Origin of the sequence: Streptomyces sp. SID5464 (genome assembly GCF_009862985.1) — a bacterium.
GTDB lineage: Bacteria > Actinomycetota > Actinomycetes > Streptomycetales > Streptomycetaceae > Streptomyces > Streptomyces chartreusis_D.
Genome location: NZ_WWIQ01000071.1, coordinates 1 through 11,306, shown reverse-complemented (window position 1 = coordinate 11,306; position 11,306 = coordinate 1). Strand labels below are relative to the sequence as shown.

At 68.9% G+C, this 11,306-nt stretch carries 11 protein-coding genes; 8 read left to right on the top strand and 3 right to left on the bottom strand.

Translation table 11 applies throughout. The features are described 5' to 3' along the window. Window positions 1-223: 223 nt before the first annotated feature. On the bottom strand, window positions 224-526 hold the full coding sequence (locus tag GTY47_RS32770) for a DUF397 domain-containing protein (RefSeq protein WP_010042740.1): 303 nt from the start codon (window positions 524-526) through the stop codon (window positions 224-226). 270 nt (window positions 527-796) lie between these two features. Here GTY47_RS32770 and rpsO point away from each other — a divergent pair, with 270 nt between their 5' ends. From rpsO to GTY47_RS32745, 5 genes are all read left to right on the top strand, one after another. Further along, a complete protein-coding gene (gene rpsO / locus GTY47_RS32765) occupies window positions 797-1,084 on the top strand; it encodes a 30S ribosomal protein S15 (RefSeq protein WP_010042739.1) in 288 nt (95 codons plus the stop codon). Between the two features lie 305 nt (window positions 1,085-1,389). Continuing rightward, window positions 1,390-3,606, top strand: a complete 2,217-nt coding sequence (locus GTY47_RS32760) for a polyribonucleotide nucleotidyltransferase (RefSeq protein ID WP_010042735.1) — start codon at window positions 1,390-1,392, stop codon at window positions 3,604-3,606. Continuing rightward, entirely contained in the window at window positions 3,603-4,982 is a 1,380-nt protein-coding gene (locus GTY47_RS32755; protein WP_010042734.1) for a pitrilysin family protein, read from the top strand. Before GTY47_RS32760 ends, GTY47_RS32755 begins: the two co-directional genes overlap by 4 nt. Before the next feature lie 28 nt (window positions 4,983-5,010). Then, window positions 5,011-5,763 (top strand): 4-hydroxy-tetrahydrodipicolinate reductase, encoded by a 753-nt coding sequence (gene dapB / locus GTY47_RS32750; RefSeq protein WP_010042733.1) that lies wholly within the window; start codon window positions 5,011-5,013, stop codon window positions 5,761-5,763. 13 nt (window positions 5,764-5,776) lie between these two features. Next, a complete protein-coding gene (locus tag GTY47_RS32745) occupies window positions 5,777-6,232 on the top strand; it encodes a hypothetical protein (RefSeq protein WP_010042732.1) in 456 nt (151 codons plus the stop codon). A gap of 82 nt (window positions 6,233-6,314) precedes the next feature. On the opposite strand, the gene GTY47_RS32740 is transcribed toward GTY47_RS32745, so the two are convergent. Further along, entirely contained in the window at window positions 6,315-6,869 is a 555-nt protein-coding gene (locus tag GTY47_RS32740; protein WP_010042731.1) for a hypothetical protein, read from the bottom strand. A 112-nt stretch (window positions 6,870-6,981) separates the two neighbouring features. Then, window positions 6,982-7,221 (bottom strand): hypothetical protein, encoded by a 240-nt coding sequence (locus GTY47_RS32735; protein WP_010042726.1) that lies wholly within the window; start codon window positions 7,219-7,221, stop codon window positions 6,982-6,984. A 178-nt stretch (window positions 7,222-7,399) separates the two neighbouring features. Here GTY47_RS32735 and thyX point away from each other — a divergent pair, with 178 nt between their 5' ends. The 3 genes from thyX to GTY47_RS32720 all read left to right on the top strand — a co-directional run bounded on the left by thyX (window position 7,400) and on the right by GTY47_RS32720 (window position 11,100). Next, window positions 7,400-8,140: an FAD-dependent thymidylate synthase gene (gene thyX / locus GTY47_RS32730; protein WP_010042723.1), complete on the top strand. Its 741-nt coding sequence runs from the start codon at window positions 7,400-7,402 to the stop codon at window positions 8,138-8,140. 211 nt (window positions 8,141-8,351) lie between these two features. Then, complete coding sequence (gene dapA, locus GTY47_RS32725) at window positions 8,352-9,251, top strand: 4-hydroxy-tetrahydrodipicolinate synthase (protein WP_010042721.1); 900 nt, start codon at window positions 8,352-8,354, stop codon at window positions 9,249-9,251. 163 nt (window positions 9,252-9,414) lie between these two features. Continuing rightward, complete coding sequence (locus GTY47_RS32720; protein WP_010042718.1) at window positions 9,415-11,100, top strand: ribonuclease J; 1,686 nt, start codon at window positions 9,415-9,417, stop codon at window positions 11,098-11,100. Window positions 11,101-11,306 lie beyond the last annotated feature (206 nt).

Genomic DNA, 11,306 nt, shown 5'->3' with positions numbered 1-11,306 from the left:
CCCCGAAGTGACATACACAGCACACACTTTGGTGACCAAACAGGGCGATTACCGTGAAGAACCGCGAACCACCTTGCCCCGAAGGTGCCTTGAAACGGACGGGCCGCCGCACACAGAAGCAGCGCGACCGCACGCAGAAGAACCGCGACCGCACACGAAGAAGCGCGACGAGGGACGGCCGATCACCGGCCCGCCCTCGTCGCGCTCCGCGGAAACTACGCGCCTACTGCCCGGCCTCGGCCTGCAAGCCCCCGTTGTGCGGCTGCGGCTCCAGATCGAACTCCCCGTCCCGTGCTCCCAGCACGAACGCCCGCCACTCCGCCTCGGTGTAGCGCAGCACCGTGTCCGGGTCGAGCGAGGACCGCATCGCCACCGCCCCGTCGGGCAGGTACGCGATCTCGACCCGCTCCTCGTGCTCCTCGGTGCCCGGCGCGCAGTGCCACTCCACACCGGAGATGTCGAGGGCGTAGAGCTCGTCCCGCTCCCGCTCCTTGCGCGCCTTGATCTCCTCAGCCGTCTCCGCCATGCCGTAGCGACCCCTTCCCGACGAACCGGTTCCGAATTCGCTCACCCTAGTGGCGCCGACCGCCCGGTCCGGCAGGTTCGGGGACCAGCGCAAAGACGCCCCTGACCGCCTGGTACCCTGGTGGACGGCCGTTTGTGTACGCACCCCCGGAGCGAGATCTCGCCCTGGAGGCCGCGCCCAGCGGATCCCCGCCTTCCGAGTCACGGAAGCTCCCCCCGAGAAGCAGACCGGGGGCACTCGGTGGCCATTCACAGACTATGAGGAGTACGCGTGTCGCTCGACGCCGCTACGAAGAAGCAGATCATGTCCGAGTTCGGTACCAAGGAGGGCGACACCGGCTCCCCCGAGGTCCAGGTCGCTCTGCTGTCGCGTCGGATCTCCGACCTGACCGAGCACCTCAAGACCCACAAGCACGACCACCACTCCCGCCGTGGTCTGCTGATCCTGGTCGGTCAGCGCCGCCGGCTGCTGCAGTACCTCGCCAAGAAGGACATCCAGCGCTTCCGTGCGCTGGTCGACCGCCTCGGCATCCGCCGCGGTGCGGCGGGCGCCAAGTAAGACGCCGTGAAGGGAGCGGTTCCCGGCAGGAAAGGGGACCGCTCCCTTTGCTGTACGTGCGGAGTGTCACTGCAGCTTTGTAGTGTGGTAGCACAACGCAATACGGACGACACAGCACGACAAGAAGAAGAGGAGAAGCGCGCCTAGCCGCCGCCGGTCCTCGGTAGTGGCCCCCGGGGGGAAGTGAGCCCCGGGTGCTTCGATCGAAGACCGGCCCGCACCGCACGGAGCGCTTCTCCGCCACCGTCCCCCTGCCACACGGGCAGCGAGGGACGAAAGACGACAAAGTAACGGAGAAAACGCTAGTGGAGAACGAGACCCACTACGCCGAGGCCGTCATCGACAACGGCGCCTTCGGCACCCGCACCATCCGCTTCGAGACGGGCCGCCTGGCCAAGCAGGCCGCCGGCTCCGCCGTGGCGTACCTGGACGACGACACCATGGTGCTGTCGGCCACCACCGCCTCCAAGAACCCCAAGGACCAGCTCGACTTCTTCCCCCTCACGGTGGACGTCGAGGAGCGGATGTACGCCGCCGGCAAGATCCCCGGCAGCTTCTTCCGCCGTGAGGGCCGCCCCTCCGAGGACGCGATCCTCACCTGCCGCCTGATCGACCGCCCGCTGCGCCCGTCCTTCAAGAAGGGCCTGCGCAACGAGATCCAGGTCGTCGCCACGATCATGGCGCTCAACCCCGACCACCTGTACGACGTCGTCGCGATCAACGCCGCCTCCGCGTCCACGCAGCTGGCCGGTCTGCCCTTCTCCGGCCCGATCGGCGGCGTCCGCGTCGCGCTGATCCGCGGTCAGTGGGTGGCCTTCCCGACGCACACCGAGCTCGAGGACGCCGTCTTCGACATGGTCGTCGCGGGCCGCGTCCTGGAGGACGGCGACGTCGCGATCATGATGGTCGAGGCCGAGGCCACCGAGAAGACCATCAAGCTGGTCGAGGGCGGCGCCGAGGCCCCCACCGAGGAGGTCGTCGCCGCCGGTCTGGAAGCCGCGAAGCCCTTCATCAAGGTCCTCTGCAAGGCCCAGTCGGACCTCGCCTCCAAGGCCGCCAAGCCGACCGGCGAGTTCCCGATCTTCCTGGACTACCAGGACGACGTCCTGGAGGCGCTCACCGCCGCCGTCAAGCCGGAGCTCGCCCAGGCGCTCACCATCGCCGGCAAGCAGGAGCGCGAGTCCGAGCTGGACCGCGTCAAGCAGCTCGCCGCCGAGAAGCTCCTGCCGGAGTTCGAGGGCCGCGAGAAGGAGATCTCCGCCGCGTACCGCTCGCTGACCAAGACCCTGGTCCGCGAGCGCGTCATCAAGGAGAAGAAGCGCATCGACGGCCGCGGTGTCACCGACATCCGCACCCTGGCCGCCGAGGTCGAGGCGATCCCGCGGGTCCACGGCTCCGCGGTGTTCGAGCGTGGCGAGACCCAGATCCTGGGCGTCACCACCCTGAACATGCTCCGCATGGAGCAGCAGCTGGACACGCTGTCGCCGGTGACCCGCAAGCGCTACATGCACAACTACAACTTCCCGCCGTACTCCACCGGCGAGACCGGCCGCGTCGGCTCCCCGAAGCGCCGCGAGATCGGCCACGGCGCCCTCGCCGAGCGCGCCCTGATCCCGGTCCTGCCGACGCGCGAGGAGTTCCCCTACGCGATCCGCCAGGTCTCCGAGGCGCTCAGCTCGAACGGCTCGACCTCCATGGGCTCGGTCTGCGCCTCCACCATGTCGCTGCTGAACGCCGGTGTGCCGCTGAAGGCCCCCGTCGCCGGTATCGCGATGGGCCTGATCTCCCAGGAGATCGAGGGCGAGACGCACTACGTCACCCTCACCGACATCCTCGGTGCGGAGGACGCCTTCGGCGACATGGACTTCAAGGTCGCCGGCACCAAGGAGTTCGTGACCGCCCTCCAGCTCGACACCAAGCTGGACGGCATCCCCGCCTCCGTCCTGGCCGCCGCCCTCAAGCAGGCCCGTGACGCCCGCCTCCACATCCTCGACGTGATGATGGAAGCGATCGACACGCCGGACGAGATGTCCCCGAACGCACCGCGGATCATCACCGTGAAGATCCCGGTCGACAAGATCGGCGAGGTCATCGGCCCCAAGGGCAAGATGATCAACCAGATCCAGGAGGACACCGGCGCCGAGATCACCATCGAGGACGACGGCACGATCTACATCGGCGCCGCCGACGGCCCCGCTGCTGAGGCCGCCCGCGCCACGATCAACGGCATCGCCAACCCGACGATGCCCGAGGTCGGCGAGCGCTACCTCGGTACGGTCGTCAAGACGACGACCTTCGGTGCGTTCGTCTCCCTGCTGCCCGGCAAGGACGGTCTGCTGCACATCTCGCAGATCCGCAAGCTCGCCGGCGGCAAGCGCGTGGAGAACGTCGAGGACGTCCTCGGTGTGGGCCAGAAGGTCCAGGTCGAGATCGCCGAGATCGACTCCCGCGGCAAGCTCTCCCTGATCCCGGTCATCGAGGGCGAAGAGAACGATGAGACGAAGGACGACACCGACAAGTGACGTCGAGCAGCTCCAAGGCGACGGCCCGCACCTCTTCCGAGGCGCGGGCCGTCGCCCGTACCCAAACCCTCATCAAGGGCGAGAACGGCATCGGCACGGTCCGCAAGACCACCCTCCCGGGTGGCCTGCGCATCGTCACCGAGACCCTGCCCTCGGTCCGCTCCGCGACCTTCGGCATCTGGGCGCACGTCGGCTCCCGCGACGAGACCCCGGCCCTGAACGGCGCCACGCACTACCTGGAGCACCTGCTCTTCAAGGGCACGAGCCGCAGGTCCGCCCTGGACATCTCCTCCGCGATCGACGCGGTCGGCGGCGAGATGAACGCGTTCACGGCGAAGGAGTACACGTGCTACTACGCACGTGTGCTCGACACCGACCTGCCGCTCGCCATCGACGTCGTCAGCGACATGCTGACCGGCTCGCTCATCCTCGAGGAGGACGTCGACGTCGAGCGCGGCGCCATCCTCGAAGAGATCGCGATGACCGAGGACGACCCGGGCGACTGCGTGCACGACCTGTTCGCGCACACGATGTTCGGCGACAACCCCCTCGGCCGCCCGGTCCTCGGCACGGTCGACACGGTCAACTCCCTCACCGCCGACCGCATCCGCCGCTTCTACAAGAGGCACTACGACCCGACCCACCTCGTGGTCGCGTGCGCCGGCAACATCGACCACTCCAAGGTCGTACGGCAGGTCCGCGCCGCCTTCGAGAAGGCGGGTGCCTTCAAGGAGCTCGCCGCCGAGCCCGTCGCCCCGCGCAGCGGCCGACGCGCCCTGCGCACCGCCGGCCGGGTCGAGCTGATCGACCGCAAGACCGAGCAGGCCCATGTCGTGCTCGGCATGCCGGGTCTGTCCCGCACGGACGAGCGCCGGTGGGCCCTGGGCGTACTGAACACCGCCCTCGGCGGCGGCATGTCGTCCCGGCTCTTCCAGGAGGTCCGCGAGAAGCGCGGCCTGGCCTACAGCGTGTACTCGTACACCTCGGGCTTCGCCGACTGCGGCCTGTTCGGCGTGTACGCGGGGTGCAGGCCGTCGCAGGTGCACGACGTGCTGAAGATCTGCCGCGACGAACTCGACCACGTCGCCGAGCACGGCCTCTCGGACGACGAGATAGGGCGCGCGATCGGCCAGCTCCAGGGCTCCACGGTCCTCGGCCTGGAGGACACCGGCGCGCTGATGAACCGTATCGGCAAGAGCGAACTGTGCTGGGGCGAGCAGATGTCCGTCGACGACATGCTGTCGCGGATAGCCTCGGTCACCCCGGACGACGTCCGCTCGGTCGCCCGCGAGATCCTGGGACGGCGGCCCTCCCTGTCGGTCATCGGCCCGCTGAAGGACAAACAGGCGGCCCGCCTGCACGACGCCGTCGCCTGACAACCCCCTGGTGAAGGAAGCACAAGAGATGAGCAAGCTGCGCGTGGCGGTCCTCGGCGCCAAGGGCCGGATCGGCTCGGAAGCGGTACGAGCCGTCGAAGCCGCCGAGGACATGGAACTGGTCGCCGCGCTGAGCCGTGGTGACAAGCTGGAGACGCTCGCCGAGACCGGCGCCCAGGTCGTAGTCGAACTGACCACGCCCGACTCGGTCATGGCCAACCTCGACTACTGCGTACACCACGGCATCCACGCGGTCGTCGGCACCACCGGCTGGACCGACGAGCGTCTCGCGCAGCTGACGGGCTGGCTGGAGCAGTCCCCGCGGACGGGCGTGCTCATCGCGCCGAACTTCTCCATCGGGGCCGTCCTGACCATGAAGTTCGCGCAGATCGCCGCGCCGTACTTCGAGTCCGTCGAGGTCGTCGAGCTGCACCACCCGAACAAGGTGGACGCCCCCTCCGGCACCGCCACGCGCACCGCCCAGCTCATCGCCGAGGCCCGCCGCAACGCCGGCTCCGCCCCGGCCCCGGACGCCACGACCACCGCCCTGGACGGCGCCCGCGGCGCCGACGTCGACGGCGTGCCCGTCCACGCCGTCCGGCTGCGCGGCCTGCTCGCCCACCAGGAGGTCCTGCTCGGCGGCGAGGGCGAGACCCTGACGGTCCGGCACGACTCGCTGCACCACAGCAGCTTCATGCCGGGCATCCTGCTCGGCGCCCGCCGCGTGGTGAGCACCCCGGGTCTGACCTTCGGCCTGGAACACTTCCTGGACCTGAGCTGAGTCCCTGATCGTCATGCGCGCGAAGCTCACCTACGCCCTCACGGCCGCCGTCCTGGTCGTCTACTTCGTCCTGGTCGGCAGCCGCGGCGTCCTGCTCATCGAGATCGGCACGCCCCTCACCGTCACCTTCGGTGTCGCGGTGCTGATCCTGCCGGTCATCGGCCTGTGGTTCCTGTGGAAGAACACCCAGTTCGTCCGCAGGGCGAACGCCCTCGCCGCGGAACTCGACGCCGAGGGCGGCCTGCCCGTCGACGAACTGAGGCGTACCCCCAGCGGGCGGATCGACCGGGACTCGGCCGACGAGGTCTTCGCCAGGCGAAAGGCGGAGACGGAGGCCGCCCCCGACGACTGGCGCAGCTGGTTCCGCCTCGCCGTCGCCTACCACGACGCCCGCGACACCCCGCGCGCCCGCAAGGCGATGCAACGCGCGATCGCCCTGCACGACGGCAAGCAGCCCGAGACGGCCTGAACCGCACGCCACTCATGCCGGAGGGGCCGGACCGCGAACGGTCCGGCCCCTCCGGCATGAGAATCCCGGGTACCCAGGGATGTCAGTGCGGGCAGTACTCGTCCGCCCACGCCTCCACCGCGTCCGCCGCCCGGTCGAAGGCCTCCACGCGGCCCAGGAAGTCCGCGTTGTGCGTGGTCAGCAGCGCCGGCCCACCGTCCGGCGACTGACCCCGCCGGACGAGCAGCAGCGCCTGCCCCTGCACCGTCCGCGGCAGCCCCAGCCAGCGCACCGGCTGCTGCACCGTGCGCACGGCCATGACCTGCTCCCAGGACGCCGTACGCGTCGTGAGGAAGCCCACGTGCCGCAGCCCACGCGCGCTCACCCACACGCCCACGCGCAGCAGCCGCAGCGCCGCGGCGATGACGAGCAGCGCGAGCCCGAAGACCACACCGGCCGAGGTCAGTTCGGCCGTCGCCGCGATGATGACCGCGGCGAACAGCACGAACGAGGCGAGCAGCAGCGCCAGAGCAGCCGTCCCCACCCGCCAGGGCCCGGGCCGGTACGGCCGCCGCCAGCGGTCACGGTCGTCGTACGGCAGCGGAACGTCGTCCGTAGCCTCGAAAACGCGGTCGGCCGTCAGGAAGGGCAGGGGCACGGCTGGTCCTCACTCGATCCATGCGTGGGCTGTGCCCGGTGAGGCTACCGATCTGTGTCCCCGGTCACCACTGGCGGGGGGCCGGATGGAGTCACCGCCGCAATGGGACGGCTCAGTTCTTCTGCGACGCCTGAGACTGCTGGGGCTGCGAGCCCGGGTCGTCCGACGACAGCGCGGGTGTCCCGACGACCAGGGAGCCCACGAGCCCCGCCACGATGGTCAGACCCAGCAGCCAGCGCCCGGCCATCTGGCCGACGGACAGCCGCTCGCGGGGTGGGGGAGTGACATTACTGCGGAACCTGTCGGCCTCGGCAACGAAGGCGAACGGTACGGGTTCACGCCGACCGGACATCAGGGGTGCTTCTCCCTTCGGGGAATGGAACGAATCACTCTCGTCCGTAAAGACGAACGAACTCCCTCAGAGGTGCCCTGTTTCACCATTTTCATTGCGGCACGCCACCGATCGCGCTGATTTCGCCGGGCCGTAGAGTGGCGTCGCCACACGACGAGATGGGAAGGCCCTGCCAACCGTGACCGACACCCCCGCCGACGACCCCAAGCCCAGCTACCGCAGCGATGTGACCGTCGAGCTGGTCAAGCACACCGCGTCCGACGCGGACGTCCTGTTCGCCGCCCGTGTCTCGACCCTGGGCGAGCAGTCCCTGGACGAGCTGAAGAAGGACCCCGAGCGTTCCAAGGGCCTGATCAACTACCTGATGCGGGACCGGCACGGCAGCCCCTTCGAGCACAACTCGATGACCTTCCTCATCAGCGCCCCGATCTTCGTCTTCCGCGAGTTCATGCGGCACCGCGTCGGCTGGTCGTACAACGAGGAGAGCGGCCGCTACCGGGAGCTCCAGCCGGTCTTCTACGTCCCCGACGAGTCCCGCAAGCTCGTCCAGGAGGGCCGCCCCGGCAAGTACGTCTTCGTCGAGGGCACCCAGGCCCAGCAGGAACTGGTCGGCCGTGTCATGGAGGACTCCTACCGGCAGGCGTACGAGGCCTACCAGGAGATGCTGGCCGCCGGCGTCGCCCGCGAGGTCGCCCGTGCGGTCCTCCCTGTAGGCCTGTACTCCTCGATGTACGCCACCTGCAACGCGCGCTCGCTGATGCACTTCCTCGGCCTGCGCACCCAGCACGAGCTGGCCAAGGTCCCGTCCTTCCCGCAGCGCGAGATCGAGATGGTCGGGGAGAAGATGGAGGCCGAGTGGGCCCGGCTCATGCCGCTCACCTACGCGGCCTTCAACGCGAACGGACGCGTGGCGCCGTGACGCGCCCCGGTTCCCCGGTCAGGCACAGATGTACGGTTCAGCCGCGCGAAGTGTCCGTATTGCGGCATTTCGAGAAGTTCATCTAGCCTGATCAAACGGGTCCGGCACTGCTTGAACCCCCGAGCAGGCAGTGCCGGGCTCCACCTTTGTCACGACTTGTCGCCTCCCCCTAGGGCAGACCCGGTCCTGAGCAACGAGTAGCGTGTAACCCATGGCTCCGACCTCGACTCCGCAGACCCCCTTCGGGCGGGTCCTCACCGCCATGGTCACGCCCTTCAAGGCGGACGGCGCACTCGACCTCGACGGCGCGCAGCGGCTCGCCACCCACCTGGTGGACGCAGGCAACGACGGCCTGGTCATCAGCGGCACCACGGGCGAGTCGCCGACCACCAGTGACGCGGAGAAAAGGGATCTCGTACGGGCGGTCCTGGAGGCCGTCGGCGACCGCGCCCACGTCGTGGCCGGGGTCGGCACCAACGACACCCACCACAGCATCGAACTCGCCCGCACGGCGGAGCGCACCGGCGCACACGGCCTGCTCCTCGTGACCCCGTACTACAACAAGCCCCCGCAAGAGGGCCTCTACCGGCACTTCACGGCCGTCGCCGACGCCACCGAGCTGCCGGTCATGCTCTACGACATCCCCGGCCGCAGCGGCGTCCCGATCAACACGGAGACGCTCGTCCGCCTCGCCGAGCACCCCCGGATCGTCGCCAACAAGGACGCCAAGGGCGACCTGGGCCGGGCGAGCTGGGCCATCGCCCGCTCCGGTCTCGCCTGGTACTCCGGCGACGACATGCTGAACCTGCCTCTGCTCTCCGTGGGCGCGGTCGGCTTCGTCTCGGTCGTCGGCCACGTGGTCACCCCCGAGCTGCGCGCCCTGGTCGACGCATACACCTCGGGCGACGTCCAGAAGGCCACCGAGATCCACCAGAAGCTGCTCTCGGTCTACACGGGCATGTTCCGCACCCAGGGCGTGATGACGACCAAGGCGGCGCTCGCCCTGAAGGGCCTGCCCGGCGGACCCCTGCGCGCCCCCATGGTCGAGTGCGCGCCCGAGGAGATCGAGCAACTCAAGATCGATCTTGCCGCCGGCGGGGTACAGCTCTGACACCAGACTTCGCGCGGACCCCCGCGCACCTGCTTCACAGCTTCACAACTGAATAAGCGGGCCACCGGTGCCCGCACCATCCATACGACAACTGCTTCTGCACGAACGTCACGCGCGCCACGTGCCCTACCGGTACGTGGCGTGCGTGGTTGAGGAGAGTCTTTTGAGTCATCCGCATCCCGAACTCAGCCCGCCCCCGCCGCTCCCCGAAGGCGGCCTGCGGGTCACCCCACTCGGCGGCCTCGGCGAGATCGGCCGGAACATGACGGTCTTCGAGTACGGCGGCCGCCTGTTGATCGTCGACTGCGGAGTGCTCTTCCCCGAGGAGGAGCAGCCCGGAATCGACCTGATCCTGCCGGACTTCTCGTCCATCAGGGACCGCCTCGACGACATCGAGGGCATCGTCCTCACGCACGGCCACGAGGACCACATCGGCGGCGTCCCCTTCCTCTTGCGCGAGAAGCCGGACATCCCGCTGATCGGCTCCAAGCTGACCCTCGCCCTCATCGAGGCCAAGCTCCAGGAGCACCGCATCCGCCCGTACACCCTCGAGGTGGCGGAAGGGCACCGCGAGCGCATCGGCCCGTTCGACTGCGAGTTCGTCGCGGTCAACCACTCCATCCCCGACGCGCTGGCCGTCGCCATCCGCACCCCCGCGGGCATGGTGGTCCACACCGGCGACTTCAAGATGGACCAGCTCCCGCTGGACAGCCGCCTCACGGACCTCCACGCATTCGCACGTCTGAGCGAGGAGGGCATCGACCTCCTGCTCTCGGACTCGACGAACGCCGAGGTCCCGGGCTTCGTCCCGCCCGAGCGGGAGATCTCCAACGTCCTGCGCCAGGTCTTCGCCGGCGCCCGCAAGCGCATCATCGTCGCGAGCTTCGCCAGTCACGTCCACCGCATCCAGCAGATCCTGGACGCGGCGCACGAGTACGGCCGCCGCGTCGCCTTCGTCGGGCGCTCCATGGTCCGCAACATGGGTATCGCACGCGACCTGGGCTACCTGAAGGTCCCCCCGGGCCTGGTGGTGGACGTCAAGACGCTCGACGACCTCCCGGACAGCGAGGTGGTCCTCGTCTGCACGGGCTCCCAGGGCGAACCCATGGCGGCCCTCTCGAGGATGGCCAACAGGGACCACCAGATCCGCATCGTCCAGGGCGACACCGTGATCCTGGCGTCGTCCCTGATCCCCGGCAACGAGAACGCGGTTTACCGCGTGATCAACGGCCTCACCCGCTGGGGCGCCAACGTGGTCCACAAGGGCAACGCCAAGGTCCACGTCTCGGGCCACGCCTCGGCCGGCGAGCTGCTGTACTTCTACAACATCTGCCGCCCGAAGAACCTGATGCCGGTGCACGGCGAATGGCGCCATCTGCGCGCCAACGCCGAACTGGGCGCCCTGACGGGCGTCCCGCACGACCGCATCGTCATCGCCGAGGACGGCGTCGCCGTCGACCTCGTCGAGGGCAAGGCCAAGATCTCGGGCAAGGTCCAGGCGGGCTACGTCTACGTCGACGGCCTCTCGGTCGGTGACGTGGGAGAGCCGGCGCTCAAGGACCGCAAGATCCTCGGCGACGAGGGCATCATCTCGGTCTTCGTGGTCATGGACTCGTCCACCGGGAAGATCACCGGGGGCCCGCACATCCAGGCCCGCGGCTCCGGCATCGAGGACTCCGCCTTCGGCGACGTGATCCCCAGGATCACGGAGTCACTCGAGCGCTCCGCCCAGGACGGCGTGGTCGAACCCCACCAGCTCCAGCAGCTCGTTCGCCGCACGCTGGGCAAGTGGGTCTCGGACACGTACCGACGTCGGCCGATGATCCTGCCTGTGGTCGTGGAGGTCTGACGGTCCGTCGGGCCTGAACAGGCGCCAACTGGGAGCGGGGCTCCTCGATTTGCATCGAGGAGCCCCGCTCCAGTAGGTTTACAACTCCTTCCGAAGGGGCACCCGGCCGACTCAGGCACGGGAACCATGCCCGGCCGACGAAGGGAAATCCGACTCAGAAACCTCTGATAAAGTCGGAACCGCCGGAAAGGGAAACGCGGAAGCGG

Coding starts and splice junctions, on each gene's coding strand:
- dapB (WP_010042733.1), top strand. CDS start 5,011: ATGAGCAAGCTGCGCGTGGCGGTCCTCGGCGCCAAGGGCCGGATCGGC.
- dapA (WP_010042721.1), top strand. CDS start 8,352: ATGGCTCCGACCTCGACTCCGCAGACCCCCTTCGGGCGGGTCCTCACC.
- GTY47_RS32735 (WP_010042726.1), bottom strand. CDS start 7,221: ATGTCCGGTCGGCGTGAACCCGTACCGTTCGCCTTCGTTGCCGAGGCC.
- GTY47_RS32745 (WP_010042732.1), top strand. CDS start 5,777: ATGCGCGCGAAGCTCACCTACGCCCTCACGGCCGCCGTCCTGGTCGTC.
- GTY47_RS32770 (WP_010042740.1), bottom strand. CDS start 526: ATGGCGGAGACGGCTGAGGAGATCAAGGCGCGCAAGGAGCGGGAGCGG.